Raw genomic sequence first — 22016 nt, forward strand, 5'->3', positions numbered from 1 at the left:
TCAAAAATCAGTTCACTTTAAAAAACCGTTTCGCATTCTCCGTTGTAATGTTCCCGAGTTCTTCCACGTCCATCTCACGTAATGCCGCAATATCTTCCGCTACACGAGCGACATAAGCTGGCTCATTTCGTTTTCCACGATATGGATGCGGTGCCAAGAATGGCGCATCTGTTTCAATCAGCAGACGGTCTAAAGGAACCTGTTTCGCTACTTCTTTGGGTAATGGCGCATTTTTAAACGTTACGGGGCCACCTAAAGAGATATAAAAATCCATATCCAGGCATGTCTGGACATATTCAATGGAATCATTGTAACAATGCATAATACCGCCGACTTCTGATGCCTGTTCCTCTTGCAGAATTTCAATAATATCCTCTGTTGCTTCTCGATTATGAATAATAACCGGCATATTAACTTTTTTAGCAAGTGCAATCTGCTGGCGGAAAACTTGTTTCTGCACATCTTTCGGCGATTTGTCCCAGTGATAATCCAAGCCCATTTCTCCGATTGCTACCACTTTTGGATGAGCACTTAACCTCTCAATCCATTCCAACTCTTTTTCCGTCATATCTATAGCATCAACAGGATGCCATCCAACCGCTGCATAAATATGCTCGTTCTCTTCAGCAATTTCAATCGCAAGCGGGATTGTCTCATGATCAAAACCAACCACGACCATATACTCCACACCTGCATCTCTTGCACGCTGAATCGTCTCTTCCCGGTCTTCAGCAAATTGTCTTGCGTTCAAATGAACATGTGTGTCAAATAACATCTTAACCATCCTTTTTCTTCTTATCATCCGTTTTAAAGAAAACTTGGCATTCGACAAGCCTTTCGCGAATGCCTTAGTTGCACTTATACTTGGTACTTAAAAATTTTTACTACGTCGAAATTCTTATTCGCTAAAATTTTATACTTTCCTAACGTGCAAAAAGGAAGGAGCTGACACATTGACAGCTCCCCTTCCATTCCCTATCGTTTAAGAAATCGGCGATCCGTTTGGTACACTTTCCGGTGCGGGAACTATTTCTAACTCCCCGTCTTTCTCTGCAGAAAGAATCATGCCTTGACTGATTTCTCCACGCATTTTACGCGGTTTAAGATTCGCCACAATAACAACCTTTTTGCCAATTAATTTCTCTGGTTCCGGATAATATTCCGCAATGCCGGATAAAATTTGCCGATCTGCTTTATCACCGGCATCTAAGCGAAATTTCAACAATTTATCCGCTCCTTCGACTTTACTGCAATCCTTCACTTCCGCTACTCTCAGCTCGACTTTATCAAAATCATCATATTTGATTTCTTTGTCTTTAGCTGAAACGAGCTCCGTGTCATTCGGATCCCAATCTGCTTCTTCTTCCTCTGCTGCAGGAGATCCGCCCATTTGTGACCGGATGTATGCTACTTCCTCTTCTGCATCCAACCGAGGAAAAATCGGTTTTCCTTTTTTCACAACGGTGACATCTTCCGGAAAATTGCCAAACTGGATATTTTCCCAAGATAAGCCGCTCGCTTCATCTAAACCAAGCTGTTCAATAATTTTCTTCGGAGCATGGGTCAGGCAAGGTTGCAGCATCGTTGCTGTCACACGTAATGTTTCGGCCAGATGTGCCATCACACTTGCCAATTCTGTATGTTTCGCTTCATCTTTTGCAAGAATCCATGGCTCTGTTTCATCAATATATTTATTAGCACGGGAAATCAACACCCATACTTTTTTCAATGCATTACTGAACTCCATTTGATCCATCGATTCTTGATAGTCTTGAACCATAGTTGCTGCTGTCTCTTGCAAATCAGCATCTTCTTTATTTACAATCCCATTTACAGTCGGCACATTTCCATCAAAATATTTATTAATCATCGCTACGGTACGATTCAATAAGTTTCCTAAATCATTTGCTAAATCATAATTCACTCTGGAAATAAAATCTTCCGGTGTAAAAATACCATCACTGCCAAAAGCAACTTCTCTCATTAAATAATAACGCACAGCATCTAAACCATAACGTTCCACCAGCATTTCCGGATAGACAACATTCCCTTTAGACTTCGACATTTTTCCATCTTTCATCAATAACCAGCCGTGTCCGAAAACTTTTTTAGGAAGCGGCAAATCTAAAGCAATTAACATAATTGGCCAATAAATAGTATGGAACCGGACAATTTCCTTTCCAACCATATGGACATCTGCTGGCCAATATTTTTGAAAATCTGCATCATTATCTGTACCATATCCTAGTGCTGTAATATAGTTGGCCAATGCGTCAATCCATACATAAACCACATGTTTCGGATTGCTTGGAACCTTGACGCCCCAACTGAAGGTTGTACGGGATACGGCCAAATCCTCCAAACCTGGTTTAATAAAGTTATTAATCATCTCATTTTTACGAGATTCCGGCTGAATAAAATCAGGGTGCTCCTCGTAATATTGTAATAACTGATCTGCATATTTACTCATCCGGAAGAAATAGGATTCTTCTTTAATCAGCTCAACAGGATGCCCGCTGTCCGGGGATTTTCCGCCAATAATATTCCCATCTTCATCTTTTTCAATTTCTACAAGCTGTGTCTCTGTATAAAACGTTTCATCCGGGACAGAATACCAACCTTCATATTCATCCAGATAAATATCGCCCTGTTTCAAGAACTGCTCAAAAATATCCGCTACCACTTTCTGATGCTGACTGTCGGTTGTGCGAATAAATTTATCATAGCTTATTTCAAGTGTTTCCCATAAATCTTGCATTCCAGCAGCCATTTCATCCACATAGCTTTGCGGGGATACGTTTTTTTCTACTGCCTTCTGCTCAATTTTCTGGCCGTGTTCATCGCTTCCTGTTAAATAGAACACATCAAATCCAAGCATACGCTTATATCTTGCCATCGTATCACAAGCTATTGTTGTATACGCATTGCCAATATGTAACTTCCCGCTCGGATAATATATTGGCGTTGTAATGTAAAAAGTGTCTTTGCTTCCCATCCGTTTCATTCCTCCTAGACTGTTTCTTGCTATTTAAAAAATCTTATTCCGAATAATCGTACAGAAGTTTTTAATCCATCCATACAGAGTAATAGCTGTTATGCAACAAGCATTGCCATATCCTTCGAAAAAGATTCAAAATTAACTTTTAGCATCAAATATTTCTTATTATTTTTATGGTTCAACACCAAAATCTATGGTTGATACTATTTCATAAATAAGTTAATGACACGAGTTAGCGGAGGAAAAACACGGAGACTCCTATGGGAAAGCGCAGTGGGAAGACCCCGCAGAAAAAAAGTGAACTTCTTTTTTTCGAGGAGGCTGAGCGCAAGCCCATGGAAAGCGTAGTGTTTTTCCGTAGCGGTTGCCTTTATCAAAAATATAACCATTTTTCATCCATAGACTTTGGTGAAGAGCCATTTTTATAATATCAAACTGTAAATATAAAAGGACAACTTCTATTGTAGCTATTATAACGTAATTTGCCAAATTGTGTACCTATTCGTTATGTTCTTTATAGAACATTTTAGAGCGCATCACCGAAAAAAATGGTAGCTTCTTTCTCTAGGACGATAAAACCGGTATAAAAAGCTGAATATTTATAAAAAAGCGATAATACTTTTCCTTTTACAGTAAAATTGTATTGACAATACCAAATATTGTTGCTATTCTAAGATTATTAGTAACGACGAGTAACGACATTTTTTTCAATTTATCACATTATCTGAATGTGATAACTAGATTTATTAATTCAGAAAATTCTATTAATCTACTATTGGAGGAGTGCTAAGATGAAATCTACCGGTATTGTACGTAAAGTTGATGAACTTGGTCGTGTAGTTATTCCGATTGAGTTACGTCGCACGCTTGATATTAAAGAAAAGGATACAATGGAGATTTACGTTGATAATGACCGCATTGTGTTGAAGAAATATCGCCCGAACATGACTTGCCAAATAACTGGCGAACTAACTGATGACAACCAGACCCTCGCTGACGGCAATTTGATTTTAAGCCCTGAAGGTGCAAAAATTTTAATGGAAGAAATTCAAAACCGTTTTCAATAAACATATTAAAAAAGCTAAAAGGGATGCCTCTTCTATCTCCAGAGGGCATCCCTTTTTCATGGTATGGAAAAACAGCTAGTCAATATGGTAGTTTTGATAAACTTCTCTCTTCGGTAATTTTCTCTCCACGGCTGCTTTCTTAATGGCTTCTTTGCTTGATAAATCTTCATCGCGCATTAAAGCCACTACATGTTCTTTTATGGATAAATCCTGCCACCAGCTTAATTCCTGTTCCAAAGATGCCGAAATCGCTTCATTTTGTCCCTCAATAACTAGAACAAACTCACCTCGCATCGTATTTTTCTTACTCCAGGAAAAAAGTTCTTGAATGGAACCTCTAACAAATTCTTCAAATTTCTTAGAGATTTCCCTCCCTATTGCAGCTTGCCTGTCTCCCAGTACTTCTTCCACTGTTTCCAGTGTATCCTTGATACGGTAAGGAGATTCATAAAAAATTAAAGTGGAATTTAAAAGTTTTAATTTTTCTAGTGTTTCTTTCTTTTCTTTTTTCTTCCTGGGAAGAAAACCGTAAAATGTAAAAGGCTGTGCTGTTAAACCCGAACCGACCAGTGCTGCTAATGCAGCATTAGCACCTGGCAAAACAATAACATCCAATTCTTCTCTGACAGCAGCTTGTACCAGTTCTGAACCGGGATCAGAAATCGCAGGCATGCCCGCATCACTGACTACAGCAATGGATTCTCCCTGACGAATCTTATCCAAAAGCTGTTTTTCCCTTTCTTGATGATTATGTTCATGATAGCTGATAAGAGGCGTATGAATCTCAAAATAATGAAGCAGTTTTTTTGTATTTCTTGTATCTTCCGCAGCAATTAATGTACATTCCTTTAACGTCCGGATAGCCCGAAATGTCATATCCTCTAGATTTCCAATAGGTGTGGGAACAACGTATAATGCAGCATGTTCCTGAGGATGGTAGCTATGTTGAATATTCATTCATCGCACATTCCTTTCTCACTGGCCTGAATGATTGCCAGCTTCTCTTGTCGGGTCAACCGTTTCATTTTATATTCCGCACGCAACGCAGCAGATTTATCTTCAAATGCACACGTATACATAACTTCAAAGGGGCCTCTGCCCCGGGTATATTTTGCCCCTTTTCCCGCTTCATGCATACGTATCCGATATTCTAAATCATTTGTATATCCCGTATACAGCGTCCCGTCCTGGCATTTTAAGACATATACCATATGCTCTCCGTTAGCCATAGATAACTTCCTTTGCCTGTTGCGTATAAGAGCCATCCTGTTCATAAATATAAAATGGCGGCAGTATTTTCACATCTGCTTTCCCGTCACGAATTCCTTCAATTAAGAGCATATTTGCTTCTTTTCCCTGTTTCGGATAAACAAATTGCACACGTTTCGGCTCAATACGATGTTTCCTGAACTGCTCCAAAATATCGACAAAACGTCCCGGACGGTGTACCATAGCTACTTTCCCGCCAGGTTTAACATATCGTTTACAAGCTTTTACGACATCCTCCAATGTACAATATACTTCATGTCTGGCGATTGTCAGGTATTCATTGTGATTATGTTCTGCTCTAGAAGGTGTTTTAAAATAAGGCGGATTACAAGTTACCGTGTCAAATGAGCTCTGCTCTAGGAGCGCCTGCATTTCTTTTAAATCTCCATGAATCATCTGCAGTTGGGAAGATAAACCATTTAAAGTGACGTTTCTTTCCGCCATCTGAAAAATACGTTCTTGAATCTCTACCCCAGTTATAGCAGCATATGATTTTTTGGACAGTAATAAAGGAATAACTCCATTTCCTGTACATAAATCGAGAATCTTTCCTCTTTTTTTAGGAATCGAACTAAAATGAGCTAACAATACAGCATCGATTGAAAAAGCAAAAGCTGTCGGACTTTGAATAATTTTCATTGATTCATCTGCTGATAAATAATCCATGCGCTCATCGTCATAAAGTTCCACCATTGGTCTCTCACATCCTTGTTCTCTCTATACCTTACCACAAAAAGAGCTGCCTCCACAGGAAGACAGCTACCCAATACGATACTTTATTTCACATTTATTTCGTTTTATCAAAGAAATCCAAACAGAAAATACAATCTTCATTTCTTCTCGGACTTCCGAACTCCAAACTGCAAATATGGAATCCTTCCTCGTAAAGGCGGGCTAGATTATCATAACCCTCTCCTGGAAATATCCCTTTTCGTTGCTTAGAGCCGCTTTTTTCTTGCTGTTTTTCCACAGATTCTTCTGTATAATTATCCAGGTGATTGCGCAAATGGTGGTTTTCATGGGCTAATCGGTGATTCTCTTCAAGCAAATCACTTAGCTTTCCTTTTAAATTTCCCAATTGCTCATATAATTCACCAATTTGCTTTTCCATATCGGAAACTTGGTCAAATATTTCTCTGTTTCCCACGCCGAATCACCTCTATTCTGTGACTTGTGCTACAATTCCTTGTTCAATTAATTCATCTAATGTATACTCCACAACACGCTCTTTTTCCTGGAGCTCAATTTGGATCATTTTCTCCAAAATATTTAAACCTACAACTTTACCATTACCATGCGGCGTCGGTATTGTCTCTCCAATATCAGGTAAATCCCTCTTTGCTGTTTCATACGCATCATTTTCATATTTTAAGCAACACATCAATCTTCCGCATAGACCGGAAATCTTTGCCGGGTTAAGAGAAAGGTTTTGATCCTTTGCCATTTTTATGGAAACCGGTTCAAAATCCCCAAGAAACGTAGAGCAGCAAAGCATCCTTCCGCATGGGCCGATTCCGCCCAGCATTTTTGCTTCGTCTCTGACTCCAATTTGTCTCAGCTCGATACGTGTCTTAAACATCGATGCCAGGTCTTTTACAAGATTTCTGAAATCAACCCTTCCATCTGCCGTGAAATAGAAAATAATTTTATTGCGATCAAATGTATATTCTACTTCTACCAGATTCATATCCAGCTTATGTTGCGTAATTTTTTCTGTACATATGTCAAAGGCTTTTTGTGCCTGATCCTGATTTTCTACAACCGTCCGCTTATCTTTCTCATTTGCGACCCGGATGACTTTCTTTAACGGTAAAACAACATCTTCTTCATCCACTTGCTTTTCCGTAATAACTACTTTTCCAAATTCTATCCCCCGCACTGTCTCCACAATTACATAACTGCCTGTAGTTACCGGGTAAGAATCTGGATCGAAATAGTAGATTTTACCGGCTTTCTTAAATCGTACGCCAATAACTTCTAACATTTTTTCACCTCTGTATTTGAAGCGCTAATTGTTCAATAACCAATGTCGGCTGAACATTTGCCTTTAATTTTCTTTTCGCCATTAATATCTGATGTAAGATAGTCAATAATTGAGATTGCGAAAAAGTAATAAGCCTTTTTTCTGACTTGGATGGGTCATTAGATAATAGTATCGTATTGGCGTCTGTATATATATGTTGATTTAATATGTCTTTAAAACCAAGTATTAATAAGTCCAGACCACGTTCCTGTCCTTCTCTATCTTTAAAATGAGGTATCCAATTTTGATGAACAAATGTATAGATATCCTCAGGTTGTGTAGTATACATTTCTACCCATTGTATCACTATTTTTCGAGCCCCTGCAAACCAATCATCTTGAGCAAGTTCAAGGGCCTCTGTCATACTGTTTGTCAGTGTACTTAAGAGTTTCGCATCCGTCTCACTCATGTCTTCCTGCTGCAGTCTTTCCTGCAGAACACCTGGGGGGAGCGGCTGTAAATCGATAATCTGACAGCGTGACCGGATGGTGGACAGTATTGCATGGCCATTCTCTGTAAGCATCATCGCTGTCGTTTCCACATTCGGCTCCTCTAAAAATTTCAACAGACGATTGGCCGCATTGACTGTTAATGTATCTGCATCCTTAATAATATAAACTTTCCTGCTGGATTCCATTCCGGAATACGTAAACTCCTTCTGCAGATTACGCACCTGTTCTATTTTGATAGAGGCACCATCCGGTTCAATCCAATGCATATCCGGATGATTCCCGGAATCAATCCGCTGACAATTTATGCAGTTGTTACATGGATTTGCCCCCTGCTGATTCTGACAAAATAAATATTTTGCCAAAAGCAGTGCCATTTCCTGTTTTCCGGTACCTCTGTCTCCTTGGAACAGATAAGCATGGGAGATACGATTTTTCTTGATACTATTCACCAGCGTCCGCGTTGCTACAGGCTGTATTTTTTCGATGTCTTCCCATATCTGCATGATTACTTCCACCTTTAAAGCATAAACTTGCTTCTTATTCACTGCTTATTCTGCCAATTTCACAAAAGACTGCACCTCTTTTGTAAGAGCTACACTCATGTATACATATTAACTAACAACCCTTTAATCTCTCCAATTAATCCAAGAATATCAAGGGTTTTCTTTTCTTCATCCATCACATTTTCTGCCAATTGGGCAATTTTTTCATCGATTACCTTTATCGTAGACAATTGTCTGCTTCCCTGCATTCCAAAGCTGTGCTTCTTCTCTAACAGGTAACCTTCTGATGTTGCCTTTTCCAAAAAACCTTTTACCATGCGTTTAAATTTAACTAACTCGCGAAAAGATCGATAGCGGCTCAGTTTATTGCCTTGTTCCGCAATTTGTTTGACCATCTGCGTAAATTCCTGCGTTTTAAGTTGTTCCGATTGAGAATGTACAAGGTTTTGAAATGAAGAGACGCTGTTTGACTGCGGAGAACGCTGCAAATTGCCATCTCTCGGCGCTGCTATATCACTGGAAATTTTCATTGTTCTCCTCCTCTCTTCGTATTAAACCATGCATGATATGACTTCTCTCTTAAAATTGGTAAAAGGACTCGATAGGCAGGATAAATACGGTAGCCCCGCCGACTTCTACTTTCACCGGTTTTGGAATATAAGAATCTGCATTTCCGCCCATCGGTGAAATTGGCGCAACCATCTGTTCACGGTGAGAGCAATTATCACGAATAATCTCGAGTGCGTCATTGACATACTCGTCCTGACAACCAATCATCAGCGTGGTATTTCCTTCTTTTAAGAAACCGCCTGTTGTTGCTAATTTCGTTGTTTGAAATTTATTTTCACCCAATGCATTCACCAAACGATTGGAATCTTTGTCTTGGATAACTGTTATAATTAATTTCATTATTGATCAGCCCCTTTTAGCTTATTTATTTAACAAAGCAGTTATTCTTTTGAACACGTCTTGATATACCGTTTCAAGCGGACGGTCCGCATCGACTGTTTGAAAACGTTCCGAGAAACGGGATCTGATTAACTGATAGCCCTGGTAGACTTTCTCATGAAACTCAAGTGTTTCTAAATCCAAGCGGTTCTTTTCTCTATCAGAATTTGCTGTAATACGTTCCAATCCTTTCCTTGGAGGGATATCGAAATAAAGCGTTACGTCCGGCATACAATCCTGAATGACAAATTTATTAATAGCATACACTTCATCAACACCAATGCCTCTAGCGTATCCCTGGTAAACGAGACTGCTATCTACAAAACGGTCGCATAATACGATTTTGCCCGCTTCTAAAGCCGGAAAAACCTTCTCTACAAGATGCTGCCTTCTTGCTGCCGCATATAGCAACGCTTCTGTTCGTTCTTCCATTTCAAGATGGAGTGGATTATGAATAATATCTCTAATTTCCTCGGAGATAGGAATTCCTCCCGGCTCCCTTGTCTTGATAACTTCTATTCCTCGTGCTGTCAGTTCTTCATAAATCTGATTTAGAATGGTGGTCTTGCCGGCTCCATCGCCACCTTCAAATGTAATAAACAAACCCTTTGTCATCTTCGTTCCCCTTTATTCCTATATATGCGTATCCCTGCGTCTCTATGCTGTATACGGACGCCCTGCTCCATTAATTTTTCCAATCGCGCAATATGCACTTCTTTAATTTTCTCTCCTTTTAAAAGGAGCGGAATGCCGGGCGGATAAGGTATAACTGCTTCAGCAGCTATTTCTCCTATACTTTCCTTCATCGGGACCGGATACGTTGTTTCGTTATTCATTTTTTGATAGGACAAATCCAATTCCTGAATCTTATTCGGGAAAAAATTTGTCTCCTCTATTGTAGCACGATTTGCTGATTTTTTTAATGGAAGCTCTATCGTTTTCAGCCTTTTTTTCAACAAATCTATTTGGGAGAAGGCAGCAAGCCCATGAACGAATAAAATTTGTTCATCAGTCGCAAGCTCCGGGAAAATTCCTGCCTTTTCGAGTACATTCCTAACGGACTGTGTCGAAAAAGAATGTTTCACGTGAAACGTTACCTTTAACGGATCCGCAGAAGGCACAATTTCCCAAAAAGGAAAAGAGGTCAACAAAGTCTTCACATGTTCGACACTTTTTATCGTTTTTATTCGATCTTCCTCTGAAAAATATGCTAAAAAATGTCTTGCCATATCCAAGGAGGCCATGAGTACATAAGATGGACTGCTTGATTGAATGATTTGTAAATAATGCGCAATGAGATGTTGGTTCATACGGTGCGTCACAATATGTAAGTAAGAAGCCATTGTCATTGCCGGAGCCATTTTATGCGCAGAGTGAACAACAGCATCTGCTCCCAGTGCTATGGCTGAAGCTGGAAATGGATCTCCCAATGCAAAGTGAACCCCATGTGCTTCGTCCACCAGAACAGGGATTTGATATTGATGTGCTTTTTCGATCATAGCTTTTAAATCATAAGTTCGTCCAAAATAGTCCGGATAAGTCAGAAACAATGCTTTTGCATCCGGATATTTTTCTATTGCTGCTGTTACCGTTTCATAACTTGGACTTGTAAACCTTTTGACGTCATCCTCCCATTCGGGCGCCAGTAAAATCGGGGTCGCTCCAGCCAACTCCAAACCGTTCATCACCGATTTATGGCAATTACGCTGCACTAATACCCTATCTCCCGACTGACATGTCGCAAGAATCATCGCCAGATTTCCGGCTGTCGAACCACCAACCAAAAAATGCGTATGCTTTGTCTGAAAAAACTCCGCAGCCAGGTTTTCTGCTTCTGCAATAATGCCTGCCGGTGCATGCAAATCATCCATTCCCGTTATTTCCGTCACATCCCAGCCCAGCATCTGCTGAAAATCTTCTTGATAAGCAGCAGAGAAAATGTGCCCGTGCTTATGACCGGGAACGTGGAAAGAGATAGGATGCTTTTTTGTAAATGCTTGTATGTGCTCTGCTAAAGGCATACGCTGTTGATCCATTTGTTTTCCTCATTTCTTTCGATAAACAAACTGATTCATAGATTTATTTACCTTTTGATTCTCCTATTATAACAAGCAAGTAAAGCATAAGATAATGATTCCTATTTACTTTTACCGCTATGAAATAGACGAATCAATACTTAACAGCGGAAATCTAAATTTTAAGATCATAACATGTTAAACGCCACTTTCGCACCTAAGGCTAAGCATATACACTTTGCTGTTCCAGGATGAACAGGGTATGGTGTACAGCTCCCGCTCCAGCCAAGTCCTCCACCGCAGCGGTAGCCTTTCACCTTCCCTTCTAACCCTTGTCAACAGCTGTATAAAAAAACGATCAACCTCTGTCCTGATATGCTCGTATGGAATGAAAGTTACTTTTTAAAATGCGAAAGATGAGCAACAAACAAAAAAGCCTTTGCATGCAAAGACTTCGAAAAAGGGAATATTATTTTATGAATGTAATGTTGATTGTTTAATATTTTTTAATTTTGAAAGATAGTATTGATATTTTTCTTCCCGCGGCTCAGTATGAATCATATTATGCTCGCATTCTGAACATAAAAACATGGAATACAAGTAAATCCCGTTTTCCTTTGGTTCTTCGCAGATGCCGCAATACACATGTTCTTGCAATTTTTGCTGTTTCATCATTTCTCCACCTCCGTTAAAAACTAGTATCTCCTAATCTAACGGAGGTTATACATGTATCGAATTATTTTTGTTCATCAGCAGCTTAAAGAATGAATAAATGAATGGCTGCCAAGGAGCCAACACCAAATATACCAAGAAAGCCCGAGACCAGTACGGTAAATAGATTAATTGGAATATGCAAGCCGACTGCCCCTCCAAACACATTCAGGAAAAACAATAGTAATACACCGATACCAAGCCTGACTGTTGCTTTTCCAACATACTTCATCGGTTTTACAGGTGCACCTACGATAAATAATAGAATAATCAATCCAATAATGATGCCAATAACGAGTGTTGAACTCATTCCTCTTCCCCACTTTCCATCCATCGCTTTTAATCTATTTCTATGATGACATCACAACGATTAGAACAGATTTTCACTGCAAGAGGGGTTACCATAAATGGTTCTCTAAGATACCTCAGCAGCTTCCCTTTTCAAACGATAAGAACGAACAATGAAAAAAGTGATTGTCCCTGCCAGAATAAGAAGGAAAATAACAAAGAACCATGTATTAATAGAAGACGGAAATCCTCTGGCTACACGAATATTATTCCAGATAATAAAAGGAAAAAGAATCGCGATCTCATTTTTCAGGACGTTTATCTGCATGCGGGAGTTGATATATTGCCCTTTGACATTTGCTTCAGTCAGATTTTTATAATTATATACATGCGGAAATCGTTCCAAGACGGTCATCCCGAACCATAAAAGCAATCCAATAGCAAGGAGAATAAATAATTCTGCTCTGCCGCCCCAACGCGTCACTTCGCCAGATAGATTATAATGTCCTGGAAGCTGGTTGGGGATAGCGTTCCACGTGGCTATTACATACAGGATAATACCGAAGAAGCTCAGTATTCCTGCAACATTCAACAACTTTTCGATGAAAGTCATTTTTAATTTTAAAACAGGCGGGTTGTGATCCAAGACAGCACCTCCCTTTTATCATTTTGGACGAGAAGACTTCATCCTCAAGCGAAGCTAGGGTGGAGATGAATCGTCTTTTTTTGTTGACAAACATTTGTTCGTGTTATATAATATCAATATACGAGATGTTCTTTGAGAACTGGATATACAGGGTTATGACAAGAAATGCTTTGTCACGTAAAAATATCCAAGCACTACTCGACACGCACACACTGAAGTTGCGAAAACCAAGCTGAAATAGGGTGTGCGGTGAAGACGTTGTATAAAGTATGAAAGCGTTCACCGTAGGGACTACGGGTAGAGCCTGCTAAAATAACGGGCGATTGCATCGGTGTTCGCAGGAATCTCCATCTTCAGATTTTGTTTGAAATCAAGATGGAGTAGTTCAAGCATAACAAAAAGAACCAGGAAACTTCCCCTCCTTGATTCTTTTGCAAAAACATATTCTTTTATTTTAAAAACGTGTTGCCTTCACATGACGAATGCGTGCTTCCTTTAACAACATCATATATTTCGAGCGAGCTAGTAAAACTTCTCTCTCTCCATTCTGCGAAGGCTCGATGCTTTTCTGGGCATAATATTGAAGCTGCCTCCACTCATCTTCTACTTGATATAAAGCATTCAGAAGCGCTTGGTCCATGTCTTGTTTCCTTAATTTCTTTGCCATATTTTCCACCAAACCCCGTTAATAAATGAAATTTCATCTCTTTATAGATGATTATCAGAAATAATATTTAAACGTCTCTTCTACCTTCCAATGCTTTGGACAATGTAACTTCATCCGCATATTCCAGATCTCCGCCGACCGGTAATCCATGGGCAATTCGCGTTGTCCGTATTCCGGATGGTTTTACCAATCGGGAAATATACATAGCGGTTGCTTCTCCTTCGATATTTGGATTTGTTGCCAAAATCAGCTCTTCTACTTCTTCATCCTTCAAGCGGTTGATTAAATCTGGGACATTAATATCTTCCGGCCCAATTCCATCCATTGGTGAAATTGCTCCATGAAGCACATGGTACTTGCCGCTGAATTCCTTCATTTTTTCCATTGCAATCACATCTTTTGGATCCTGTACCACACAAATGACGGACCCGTCCCGGCTGGTATCCTGGCAAATGGCACATGGATCCTGATCGGTAATATTTCCGCAAACCGAACAATGGGTCAGCTCCCGTTTCGCATTGACTAATGCATTGGCAAAATTCATGACATCATCGTCTTTCATATCTAAAACAAAGAAAGCCAGACGTGCTGCTGTTTTTGGACCAATGCCTGGTAATTTGGAGAAGCTGTCCATCAGTTTCGTTATCGGCTCTGGATAATACATACTTTCATCCCCCCTCTTGAACAAACAAGCTTTCTCTTGAGAAAATAAGACGCCTAGGCACAGAAGCCAGACGCCTTATTTTCAAATGAAAGTGGAATTAGAACATTCCTGGCATATTCATTCCTTGTGTGAATTGCCCCATCGTAGCATTTGTTTTTTCATCAATTTGCGTTATAACATCATTTGTTGCTGTTAAAATAAGATCCTGCAGCATTTCGATGTCGTCCGGGTCAACAACTTCTTCTTTAATCTCAATATCTGTAATCTCTTTTTTTCCATTTGCATGAACGGTTACCATACCGCCGCCTGCGGAAGCTTCAAAAGTCATTTCATGTAATTCTTCCTGTGCTTTCATCATTTTCTTCTGCATTTTTTGCATTTGCTTCATCATGTTATTCATATTTCCCTTCATGGAAATACCTCCTTTAAGTATATATGTTAATCATGGATTTCTAAAAGATCATCTCCAAAGAGCTTTCGGGCCTCATCTACAAGCGGATCCTCCCCCTGCTCTTCCTTCTCTTCAGCCGGTTTTTCCTGCTTTTGAATATATTCACTGCGCAGTTCATTCCATTCTTTTTCCGGAATAGGAATAATCGTACGATGTTTATCCAGATTTCCTAGTAAAGATTCTACCATTTCCCGGTGATCAAGGAACAATGAACAATGAATTTCATATTTAAACGCAACAATCAATGTGTCTGCTGAGGCTGCGGCAGGTTTGCTGTCCTGAATCGTCGCATGTGCAGGAGCATTCGCTGTCTTTAATTGATTTAAGAAGTTTGCCCATTGGGCATGCACATCTTTTAATTCTTTTTTCTCTGCTTTCCCCAGTGTATCACGAATTCGGTCAAATGGAATCTTATAAGTGTTCCGTGAATTTCTGGAACCGGAACGGCGTCTATCCGGAGCAGGAGTGGTACTTACAGCCTCTTGCTGCTGTGGCGGAGCTTCTTTTAATTTTGCAATATCTTGCTCCAACGCCTGCAGTTTCTGCTGAAGCTGCCCGACAACCGCAGATTGATCCACCGCTTCCGACTGTATTTGCCCTGGTGCTTGCGTTTTCCCAAATTGATCAGTGATCGACAACAACGCTACTTCAATAAAAATTTTCGGGCTGTTAGACCATTTCATTTCTTGCTGACATTGATTCAATTCGATAATTGCCTGCTGAATCCAACTGTTTTCAACCTGACCGGCTAATGCTTCAAACGCTTCATTTGCTACGGCGCGTTCTAATAAATCAGCTAATCCGGACGAGCTTTTATATAAAAGTAAATCACGCAAAAAGTAGATTAAATCCTGTACAAATTTCCCCGGGTCTTTTCCGGTTTGAATCATTTGATCCAAGCCGTGAAGGACAGTCTGCACATCCTGCTCAATCATGGCACGGACGATATCAGTGAGTACCTCTTGGGATACGCCGCCTGTGACAGCGAGCACATCATCCAGCTCCACGCGGTCTTCACTGTAGGAAATAGCCTGGTCTAAAATACTTAGTGCATCACGCATACCGCCTTCTGCTGCTAATGCCACAGATTCCAAAGCTTCATCCGTAACGGAAACGCCTTCCGCCTGCATGATTTTCTGCAGTCTCTCCACAATGGACTGGTTGGAAATCGGTTTAAAGTCGAAACGCTGGCAACGGGAAATAATCGTTAATGGAATTTTATGCGGTTCGGTCGTCGCTAGAATAAATACAACATGTTTCGGCGGCTCTTCCAACGTTTTCAGGAGCGCATTAAATGCATTAACAGAAATCATATGCACTTCATCAATAATATACACTTTGTAAGGTACAGCGCTCGGCGCATACTTTACTTTATCCCGGATATCACGAATATCATCAACACTTGTATTCGAAGCCGCATCAATTTCAATGACATCGGAAATAGAGCCATCCTGAATCCCTCTGCATGCCGCACACTCATTACACGGTTCTTTCACAGGTCCATGCTCACAATTAATCGTTTGCGCAAAAATCTTGGCAGCACTTGTTTTCCCTGTTCCTCTTGGTCCAGAGAATAAATAAGCATGCGAGAATTTATCTTGGGTAATGGCATTTTGTAACGTTCTCGTGATATGCTGCTGTCCTACAACATCTTCAAATGTTCTTGGTCGCCAGACGCGGTATAAAGCTTGATAACTCATGATTTCGATTCCCCTTATTTGTCTCCTTCTCATTATACCCGATTACAGCCTTGGATGAAAACCTTAGAATGTATTAACTGAGCCTAAATGATGTTTGCAGAAATTTATTATAAGTGCGTGTTCAAAAAGCCCGATAAATAGGACCAAGTCGGCTAAGTTCGCAACGTCCTGGAGCCTTAGATTACTCACCCCACCGAAGTGCGTTTTCTCAGGCGCCGACATTAGCACGTCGTGTGCGTCGGAAGTTCAAGGCGACTAGCAGATTCCAAACGGACTTACGCGTGGTGTGATGACTTCTGTTTTGTCCATAGGACGTGGGCGTTCTTAGTAAAAGTTCCTTTTCCTGCCGAATCATTTTTATTGGACTTTTTAAACATCCTCTATGAAAATGTATTCTTTTACTAAAATTTAAATATTCTATAAAAGGTTTATTTAAAAACATAGAACTAATGTTCCTGTTATGTTATAATACACTAAAATACGCACAAAAAGTTTAACAACAGAATGTGCCATCTCCTCTTTGAAAGGAGGTGATGCCTGTGGTTACTTTTGACGTTCTGTCTTTAATGATCAGCTTTGGCTTGCTTATCATAGCCATTCTTGCTTTTCATGATAAAGACCAAAAGTAAAAAAGCCTCCCTCAGCTTGCCGGCAAACAGGGTGGCTTCATTCGTCACTTCAAAACAGCCTTTTCTCTCTGATAGAGGAAAGGAACTGTGTGTATTTTTCGGGCAGTATGTAGATGCATACTGCCCTTTTTTCTAATCTATGCTTATCTAAAAAAAGTATACCATATACCTTGTTTCTAGTACAATTTTACCTGTGAAAAAGTTGTGTTACAAAGACTGCTGTCTGTCTGCTTGCCTCACTGCTTTTTCGGATAGGCCCGCTTATACTGTCTGACTGGTTCTATCGTATCTCCCAGCTGTTCACTTGCTTGCATCGACCAATAAGGATTTTTCAGCATTCCGCGGCCAATGGCAATTAAATCTGCGTCGCCATTTCCGATAACAGATTCAGCAAGGAATGGATCTTCCAAAATCCCGACAGCAATTACCGGTATATCCAGTTCTTCTTTAAACTTACGTGCAAATGGAACATGATAGCCTGGATTGGTTGCCGGTTTGTGTTTTCCTGGAGGACCCTCTCCGCCGCTGGAAATATGAAACATATCAACTCCGGCTGTCTGGTATTTTTTTGCAATTTCTAATGCATGGTAGATATCATAACCCTCATCCATATACTCAACAGCAGAGATACGCATCAACAGCGGCATATCTTCAGGAATCACGTCTCTCACCGCACGAATAATTTGTACTCCGAAATAGGATAACTCCTGGTACTCATCCTCCCGTTGATTGATTAAGGGCGAATGGAACTGATGAATTAAATAACCATGGGCGCCATGCAATTCAATCGTATCAAACCCAGCCTGAACAGCCCGTCTTGCTGCATCCCGAAATTGTTCGATGGTGTCCCGGACTTCCTCAGTTGTTAAAGCACGGGGCATTTTACTGTTGTTCGTAACAGGAATTGCGGATGGTGCAACCGGGGGATTCGCATCCTCTGCTTTTCTGCCGGCGTGGGCAATTTGAATACCGATTTTTGCGCCCTGCTTATGAACGGCATCCACAATTTTTCGATACGCTGGAATGTGTTCATCGGACCACAAGCCGAGGTCGTTATCCGTAATCCGGCCATCCGGATCGACATCTGTCATCTCCATCAAAATCAAACCGGCGCCCCCGACTGCTCTTGATGTATAGTGAACAAAATGCCAATCATTGGGAATACCGTCTTCTGCATCAACGGAATATTGACACATTGGCGCCATTACAATTTTATTTTTTAACTTTAGATTTTTTAATGTAAAAGGTTGTGTTAATTGAGCCATACTTGCACCTCGCTTCTATATTTCTAAGTAGTTCATAGCATATGCTTTCTTCTGCTTTTGTGCAAATAATCTGTTTAGTATATATATATCCACCTTATTAATATACGAAACAGCTTCAACATTCATTCAATCAACATTTTTACATAAAAAAAGAACTGTCTTCACAGTTCTTTTTTTCGATATGTTCAGCAGATGCGCCTAATAGCAGGCATTTTCCGCCGTTTATTTATGTAACGTGCACCTGCTTTCGATGGGGTGACCATATGCGCTACGTAAGTTCATGGCTCAGCCCAGGTTTCTCTGCGGCACACAAGAATGACCACTTACTGCTGCTTCCTTCCGGACCTGACAGGGTTCATGGGTTCCTGTTGCGCAGGACCCGGACGTCAACACCAATTCCTTACGTCTGACCATACAGTCATCCCACCTCGAGCAGGAATTCAGCCTCGCTATAGCGGATTGCGAGTACAGGGCACCGCTACCTCCCCGCTTAGCACGTAATTTATATTATAGCTTTTCAGTCTCAAAAATGCAATAAAAAATGTGGCTTTTTCCATACAACATCTATTCTTCTGCTCCCGGATCGTTATCATTCTTTTTCTGCCGCAGTTCCTTAAAAAAATTCTTTAAAACTGTGCTGCACTGTGGTTCAAGGACCCCGGATGCCACTTCAACCTGATGATTAAAACGCGGTTCTTCCAATAAATTCATCAATGTTCCGGCACATCCCGCTTTTGGGTCGTTTGCGCCATAAACGACACGTTTGATTCTTGATTGGACAATGGCTCCTGCGCACATAGGACATGGTTCTAATGTAACGTACAAGGTACAATCCTCTAATCTCCAGCTGCCGACTTTCTGATTCGCATCCTGAATTGCAAGAAGTTCTGCATGCGTTAACGTAGTTTGTATCGATTCCCGCAGATTAAAACCTCTGCCGATAACTTCTCCATCTTTCACAACTACAGCGCCAATCGGAACTTCATTTAAAAGCCAAGCTCTGCGTGCCTCTTGCAGAGCTGCTGCCATATATTTTTCATCTTGACTTACAGATATTTCTTCTGCCATTTTTATCACATCACTTTATTTTCGTTTTAATAATTGTACAGCGGGAATACTATATGAACTCATTTTTTTAAAAGGAGATACCTTATGAATATTACACCAGAGAACACAGCACTCATATTCATCGATCTCATCAATGATTTTAACTTTGATGGCGGTGATGAGCTTTTTGCCAATACAAAAGACATTCTTCCTAACTTAATCAAATTACGGGAATACGCTAAAGAAAAATCCATTCCTATTATTTATGTTAATGATCATTACGGATTATGGCAAGCGGACTACCAGGAAATTATCAAACGTTGTGAAAACAAACAAAGTGCAGAAATCATTGAAAAAATCAAACCGGACAAGCACGATTATTTTCTCATTAAACCACAACATTCGGCCTTTTTTCAAGCACCCTTACATGCACTTTTAACCGATATGAAGCGTACCCATCTTATTTTAGCAGGAATCGCAGGGGATATTTGTATACTATTTACAGCCAAGGATGCCTATATGTATAAATTCACACTTTCTATTCCTAAAAACGGGATTGCCTCAGAAGGAACAGATAATAACAACTACGCGCTTTATTTGATGGAATCAGTAATGGATGCAGATATCTCTCCTGTTTCATAAACAGCATAAAAACGTCTCTCCCTTCATATAGTGAGTAAGAAGCACTCTGAAGGGGGTTATTTTTTGCAAATATATGTTGTCGAACAAGGGGATACACTAGAGCAAATTGCTGATACATATGGGTCCTCTGTCGAAGATATTGTCAATGCGAATGAATTAGACGCACCCAGCCAATTAGTGATTGGGCAAGCACTTGTTATTCCTATTGTCGGGCAATTTTATTTTGTGCAGTCCGGTGATACCCTTTCCTCTGTTGCAGCGCAATTTAATATCTCTGCAGATGAACTGGCTGCCATCAACGGGCTCCATGCCAATCAAATGATTTATCCGGGATTGCGTTTATATATTCCGCCGATACCGAAAGAAGCCATTACTGCAAATGCTTATGTTGAACCAATGGGAGAAGAAGTTTCGCAAACGTTGGAAACAGCAGTAAGCACCTATTCGCCCTTTTTAACTTACCTTAGTCTATTCAGTTATCGTGTAAACCGGGATGGTACATTGACAGCTCCGCCAACTGGAAATCTGATTGCCTCTGCAAAGGAAGGCGGTGCCTCTATTGCCATGGTCATCACCAACTTGGAAGAAGGTTCTTTCAGCTCGGAAGTCGGGCATATTATTTTAACTGTGCAGGCTGTGCAAAACCAATTATTGGATGAAATTGTTAATATTGCAACAGAACAAGGGTATCGCGATATACACTTTGATTTTGAATTTCTTTTACCAGAAGATCGGGAAGCTTATAATACGTTTTTACGGACAGCAAAAGAGCGCTTCGCACAAGCTGGGTTGCAGATTTCTACGGCACTCGCTCCCAAAACAAGCGCAGAACAGACAGGACAATGGTACGAGGCACATGATTACCACACGCATGGAGAAATTGTGGATTTTGTTGTATTGATGACTTATGAATGGGGCTATAGCTATGGACCGCCAATGGCTGTCTCTCCGCTCCATTCCGTACGAGATGTAGTGGAATATGCAGTCTCTGAAATCCCATCAGAAAAAATAATACTTGGTCAAAATCTATATGGATATGATTGGACATTGCCTTTTGTGGAAGGCGGAGAAGCTGCCAGAGCCATCAGCCCGCAGCAAGCCGTCCATATTGCTTGGGAGAACAATGCTGCCATTCAATTTGATAACACAGCCCAAGCGCCTTACTTTATGTATGTTGATGTTTCCGGTCAGGAGCATGAGGTCTGGTTTGAGGATGCCCGTTCGATTCAGGCAAAATTTGATTTAATCCGGGAGTTTCAGCTTTTAGGCATCTCTTATTGGAAATTAGGTCTCGCTTTCCCGCAAAATTGGCTGCTTTTAAATAATGAATTTGAGATTCGAAAATTGGATGGGTAAGAGAGGAAAGCCCTTTTTCCTACGCTTTACATGAAAGGAGCGCTTTGAAATCATTTCAAAGCGCTCCTTTATTATATTAATGCCTTTTATTCACCAAGTACTTTCACGGATTCACGGTTAAATGCCGGGATATCATCCGGTGTACGGCTGGTTACTAATTGATTTTGGCAAACAACGACTTCTTCGTCCTTGAATTTTGCACCTGCGTTTACCAGGTCTACCTGAATGGATTTGAAACCTGTTGCTCCTCGTCCATCAAGTGATTTTGCATTAATAAGAAGTTGCGGACCATGACAGATTGCCATAACCGGCTTTTTCTCATCCATAAAATGTTTTGCAAATGTTACAAAGCGATCATCTGCACGAAGCATGTCAGGAGAGAAACCTCCAGGAATAAACAATGCATCAAAGTCTTCCGGTTTTACATCATCAATGCCTTTATCGATAGTTACTTTAGTATTATCAGATTTACCTGTTACGGTATTTCCTTGTTCTTTTTCAATGGTAACAAGCTCATGGCCAGCATCTTCAAGTGCTTTTTTCGGATCTGTATATTCTACATCCTCAAATAAGTCTGTAATAACTGTTGCTATTTTTTTACTCATGAATAATAACCTCCTTCAATAATGGCTACATAATATATCTTCCCATATAATGTCTATTTCAAACATACAA

26 protein-coding genes and 1 other RNA gene are annotated in these 22016 nt (G+C 40.3%); 4 read left to right on the forward strand and 23 right to left on the reverse strand.

The features are described from left to right. Positions 1-7: 7 nt before the first annotated feature. Both ACFQ19_RS12940 and metG read right to left on the reverse strand, forming a co-directional pair. Complete coding sequence (locus ACFQ19_RS12940) at positions 8-775, reverse strand: TatD family hydrolase (RefSeq protein WP_379592724.1); 768 nt, start codon at positions 773-775, stop codon at positions 8-10. A 207-nt stretch (positions 776-982) separates the two neighbouring features. Continuing rightward, entirely contained in the window at positions 983-2995 is a 2013-nt protein-coding gene (gene metG / locus ACFQ19_RS12945) for a methionine--tRNA ligase (protein WP_379592726.1), read from the reverse strand. Positions 2996-3789: 794 nt separating this feature from the next. Between metG and ACFQ19_RS12950 the strand changes: the two genes are divergently transcribed. Then, positions 3790-4065, forward strand: a complete 276-nt coding sequence (locus tag ACFQ19_RS12950) for an AbrB/MazE/SpoVT family DNA-binding domain-containing protein (RefSeq protein WP_080871830.1) — start codon at positions 3790-3792, stop codon at positions 4063-4065. Between the two features lie 75 nt (positions 4066-4140). Here ACFQ19_RS12950 and rsmI read toward each other — a convergent pair whose 3' ends face one another. The 17 genes from rsmI to dnaX all read right to left on the reverse strand — a co-directional run bounded on the left by rsmI (position 4141) and on the right by dnaX (position 16402). Next, complete coding sequence (gene rsmI, locus ACFQ19_RS12955; RefSeq protein ID WP_379592728.1) at positions 4141-5022, reverse strand: 16S rRNA (cytidine(1402)-2'-O)-methyltransferase; 882 nt, start codon at positions 5020-5022, stop codon at positions 4141-4143. Then, entirely contained in the window at positions 5019-5294 is a 276-nt protein-coding gene (locus tag ACFQ19_RS12960) for a GIY-YIG nuclease family protein (RefSeq protein ID WP_379592730.1), read from the reverse strand. Before ACFQ19_RS12960 ends, rsmI begins: the two co-directional genes overlap by 4 nt. Then, a complete protein-coding gene (locus ACFQ19_RS12965; RefSeq protein WP_379592732.1) occupies positions 5287-6027 on the reverse strand; it encodes a tRNA1(Val) (adenine(37)-N6)-methyltransferase in 741 nt (246 codons plus the stop codon). The genes ACFQ19_RS12960 and ACFQ19_RS12965 overlap by 8 nt, the downstream gene beginning before the upstream one ends. 94 nt (positions 6028-6121) lie before the next feature. After that, positions 6122-6481, reverse strand: a complete 360-nt coding sequence (gene yabA, locus ACFQ19_RS12970) for a DNA replication initiation control protein YabA (RefSeq protein WP_379592734.1) — start codon at positions 6479-6481, stop codon at positions 6122-6124. A gap of 12 nt (positions 6482-6493) precedes the next feature. Then, complete coding sequence (locus ACFQ19_RS12975; RefSeq protein WP_379592736.1) at positions 6494-7318, reverse strand: PSP1 domain-containing protein; 825 nt, start codon at positions 7316-7318, stop codon at positions 6494-6496. A 4-nt stretch (positions 7319-7322) separates the two neighbouring features. After that, positions 7323-8312 (reverse strand): DNA polymerase III subunit delta', encoded by a 990-nt coding sequence (gene holB / locus ACFQ19_RS12980; RefSeq protein WP_379592738.1) that lies wholly within the window; start codon positions 8310-8312, stop codon positions 7323-7325. A 95-nt stretch (positions 8313-8407) separates the two neighbouring features. Then, positions 8408-8842 (reverse strand): YaaR family protein, encoded by a 435-nt coding sequence (locus tag ACFQ19_RS12985; protein WP_379592740.1) that lies wholly within the window; start codon positions 8840-8842, stop codon positions 8408-8410. Positions 8843-8891: 49 nt separating this feature from the next. Beyond that, entirely contained in the window at positions 8892-9221 is a 330-nt protein-coding gene (locus tag ACFQ19_RS12990; protein ID WP_379592742.1) for a cyclic-di-AMP receptor, read from the reverse strand. A gap of 21 nt (positions 9222-9242) precedes the next feature. Next, complete coding sequence (gene tmk, locus ACFQ19_RS12995; RefSeq protein ID WP_379592744.1) at positions 9243-9875, reverse strand: dTMP kinase; 633 nt, start codon at positions 9873-9875, stop codon at positions 9243-9245. After that, on the reverse strand, positions 9872-11296 hold the full coding sequence (locus ACFQ19_RS13000; RefSeq protein WP_379592746.1) for an aminotransferase class I/II-fold pyridoxal phosphate-dependent enzyme: 1425 nt from the start codon (positions 11294-11296) through the stop codon (positions 9872-9874). Before ACFQ19_RS13000 ends, tmk begins: the two co-directional genes overlap by 4 nt. Positions 11297-11749: 453 nt before the next feature. Beyond that, on the reverse strand, positions 11750-11950 hold the full coding sequence (locus ACFQ19_RS13005) for a sigma factor G inhibitor Gin (protein ID WP_379592748.1): 201 nt from the start codon (positions 11948-11950) through the stop codon (positions 11750-11752). Between the two features lie 82 nt (positions 11951-12032). Beyond that, the gene (locus tag ACFQ19_RS13010; RefSeq protein ID WP_379592750.1) at positions 12033-12296 is read right to left on the reverse strand and encodes a pro-sigmaK processing inhibitor BofA family protein; all 264 of its coding nucleotides are present in this window, start codon (positions 12294-12296) and stop codon (positions 12033-12035) included. Between the two features lie 105 nt (positions 12297-12401). Further along, positions 12402-12920: a DUF1648 domain-containing protein gene (locus ACFQ19_RS13015; protein WP_379592752.1), complete on the reverse strand. Its 519-nt coding sequence runs from the start codon at positions 12918-12920 to the stop codon at positions 12402-12404. 454 nt (positions 12921-13374) lie between these two features. Further along, on the reverse strand, positions 13375-13587 hold the full coding sequence (locus ACFQ19_RS13020; protein ID WP_379592754.1) for a YaaL family protein: 213 nt from the start codon (positions 13585-13587) through the stop codon (positions 13375-13377). A 67-nt stretch (positions 13588-13654) separates the two neighbouring features. Further along, positions 13655-14251 (reverse strand): recombination mediator RecR, encoded by a 597-nt coding sequence (gene recR / locus ACFQ19_RS13025; protein WP_379592756.1) that lies wholly within the window; start codon positions 14249-14251, stop codon positions 13655-13657. A 97-nt stretch (positions 14252-14348) separates the two neighbouring features. Further along, the gene (locus tag ACFQ19_RS13030) at positions 14349-14663 is read right to left on the reverse strand and encodes a YbaB/EbfC family nucleoid-associated protein (protein ID WP_379592758.1); all 315 of its coding nucleotides are present in this window, start codon (positions 14661-14663) and stop codon (positions 14349-14351) included. 26 nt (positions 14664-14689) lie between these two features. Beyond that, positions 14690-16402 (reverse strand): DNA polymerase III subunit gamma/tau, encoded by a 1713-nt coding sequence (dnaX, locus tag ACFQ19_RS13035; protein ID WP_379592760.1) that lies wholly within the window; start codon positions 16400-16402, stop codon positions 14690-14692. A gap of 539 nt (positions 16403-16941) precedes the next feature. Here dnaX and ACFQ19_RS13040 point away from each other — a divergent pair. Next, positions 16942-17031: a putative holin-like toxin gene (locus ACFQ19_RS13040; protein ID WP_379592762.1), complete on the forward strand. Its 90-nt coding sequence runs from the start codon at positions 16942-16944 to the stop codon at positions 17029-17031. A gap of 236 nt (positions 17032-17267) precedes the next feature. On the opposite strand, the gene ACFQ19_RS13045 is transcribed toward ACFQ19_RS13040, so the two are convergent. From ACFQ19_RS13045 to tadA, 3 genes are all read right to left on the reverse strand, one after another. Beyond that, complete coding sequence (locus ACFQ19_RS13045) at positions 17268-18296, reverse strand: NADH:flavin oxidoreductase/NADH oxidase (protein WP_379592764.1); 1029 nt, start codon at positions 18294-18296, stop codon at positions 17268-17270. A 233-nt stretch (positions 18297-18529) separates the two neighbouring features. Continuing rightward, an RNA gene (gene ffs / locus ACFQ19_RS13050) (signal recognition particle sRNA large type) lies at positions 18530-18795 on the reverse strand. 65 nt (positions 18796-18860) lie between these two features. Then, complete coding sequence (tadA, locus tag ACFQ19_RS13055; protein ID WP_379592766.1) at positions 18861-19364, reverse strand: tRNA adenosine(34) deaminase TadA; 504 nt, start codon at positions 19362-19364, stop codon at positions 18861-18863. Between the two features lie 84 nt (positions 19365-19448). Between tadA and ACFQ19_RS13060 the strand changes: the two genes are divergently transcribed. Continuing rightward, positions 19449-19985, forward strand: coding sequence for an isochorismatase family cysteine hydrolase (locus ACFQ19_RS13060; protein WP_379592768.1), 537 nt, complete (start codon positions 19449-19451; stop codon positions 19983-19985). Between the two features lie 63 nt (positions 19986-20048). Further along, the gene (locus tag ACFQ19_RS13065; protein WP_379592770.1) at positions 20049-21341 is read left to right on the forward strand and encodes a LysM peptidoglycan-binding domain-containing protein; all 1293 of its coding nucleotides are present in this window, start codon (positions 20049-20051) and stop codon (positions 21339-21341) included. An 86-nt stretch (positions 21342-21427) separates the two neighbouring features. On the opposite strand, the gene ACFQ19_RS13070 is transcribed toward ACFQ19_RS13065, so the two are convergent. After that, positions 21428-21946 (reverse strand): type 1 glutamine amidotransferase domain-containing protein, encoded by a 519-nt coding sequence (locus tag ACFQ19_RS13070; protein ID WP_379592772.1) that lies wholly within the window; start codon positions 21944-21946, stop codon positions 21428-21430. Between the last annotated feature and the right edge of the window lie 70 nt (positions 21947-22016).

The sequence above is a fragment of the Oceanobacillus locisalsi genome (assembly GCF_042675985.1).
GTDB lineage: Bacteria > Bacillota > Bacilli > Bacillales > Amphibacillaceae > Oceanobacillus > Oceanobacillus locisalsi.

Bases quoted from the DNA above. Each gene is read 5' to 3' on its own strand.
- ACFQ19_RS12940 (WP_379592724.1), bottom strand. From the start codon at position 775: ATGTTATTTGACACACATGTTCATTTGAACGCAAGACAATTTGCTGAA.
- metG (WP_379592726.1), bottom strand. From the start codon at position 2,995: ATGGGAAGCAAAGACACTTTTTACATTACAACGCCAATATATTATCCG.
- ACFQ19_RS12950 (WP_080871830.1), top strand. From the start codon at position 3,790: ATGAAATCTACCGGTATTGTACGTAAAGTTGATGAACTTGGTCGTGTA.
- rsmI (WP_379592728.1), bottom strand. From the start codon at position 5,022: ATGAATATTCAACATAGCTACCATCCTCAGGAACATGCTGCATTATAC.
- ACFQ19_RS12960 (WP_379592730.1), bottom strand. From the start codon at position 5,294: ATGGCTAACGGAGAGCATATGGTATATGTCTTAAAATGCCAGGACGGG.
- ACFQ19_RS12965 (WP_379592732.1), bottom strand. From the start codon at position 6,027: ATGGTGGAACTTTATGACGATGAGCGCATGGATTATTTATCAGCAGAT.
- ACFQ19_RS12975 (WP_379592736.1), bottom strand. From the start codon at position 7,318: ATGTTAGAAGTTATTGGCGTACGATTTAAGAAAGCCGGTAAAATCTAC.
- holB (WP_379592738.1), bottom strand. From the start codon at position 8,312: ATGCAGATATGGGAAGACATCGAAAAAATACAGCCTGTAGCAACGCGG.
- ACFQ19_RS12985 (WP_379592740.1), bottom strand. From the start codon at position 8,842: ATGAAAATTTCCAGTGATATAGCAGCGCCGAGAGATGGCAATTTGCAG.
- ACFQ19_RS12990 (WP_379592742.1), bottom strand. From the start codon at position 9,221: ATGAAATTAATTATAACAGTTATCCAAGACAAAGATTCCAATCGTTTG.
- tmk (WP_379592744.1), bottom strand. From the start codon at position 9,875: ATGACAAAGGGTTTGTTTATTACATTTGAAGGTGGCGATGGAGCCGGC.
- ACFQ19_RS13000 (WP_379592746.1), bottom strand. From the start codon at position 11,296: ATGGATCAACAGCGTATGCCTTTAGCAGAGCACATACAAGCATTTACA.
- ACFQ19_RS13005 (WP_379592748.1), bottom strand. From the start codon at position 11,950: ATGATGAAACAGCAAAAATTGCAAGAACATGTGTATTGCGGCATCTGC.
- ACFQ19_RS13010 (WP_379592750.1), bottom strand. From the start codon at position 12,296: ATGAGTTCAACACTCGTTATTGGCATCATTATTGGATTGATTATTCTA.
- ACFQ19_RS13020 (WP_379592754.1), bottom strand. From the start codon at position 13,587: ATGGCAAAGAAATTAAGGAAACAAGACATGGACCAAGCGCTTCTGAAT.
- recR (WP_379592756.1), bottom strand. From the start codon at position 14,251: ATGTATTATCCAGAGCCGATAACGAAACTGATGGACAGCTTCTCCAAA.
- ACFQ19_RS13030 (WP_379592758.1), bottom strand. From the start codon at position 14,663: ATGAAGGGAAATATGAATAACATGATGAAGCAAATGCAAAAAATGCAG.
- dnaX (WP_379592760.1), bottom strand. From the start codon at position 16,402: ATGAGTTATCAAGCTTTATACCGCGTCTGGCGACCAAGAACATTTGAA.
- ACFQ19_RS13045 (WP_379592764.1), bottom strand. From the start codon at position 18,296: ATGGCTCAATTAACACAACCTTTTACATTAAAAAATCTAAAGTTAAAA.
- tadA (WP_379592766.1), bottom strand. From the start codon at position 19,364: ATGGCAGAAGAAATATCTGTAAGTCAAGATGAAAAATATATGGCAGCA.
- ACFQ19_RS13060 (WP_379592768.1), top strand. From the start codon at position 19,449: ATGAATATTACACCAGAGAACACAGCACTCATATTCATCGATCTCATC.
- ACFQ19_RS13070 (WP_379592772.1), bottom strand. From the start codon at position 21,946: ATGAGTAAAAAAATAGCAACAGTTATTACAGACTTATTTGAGGATGTA.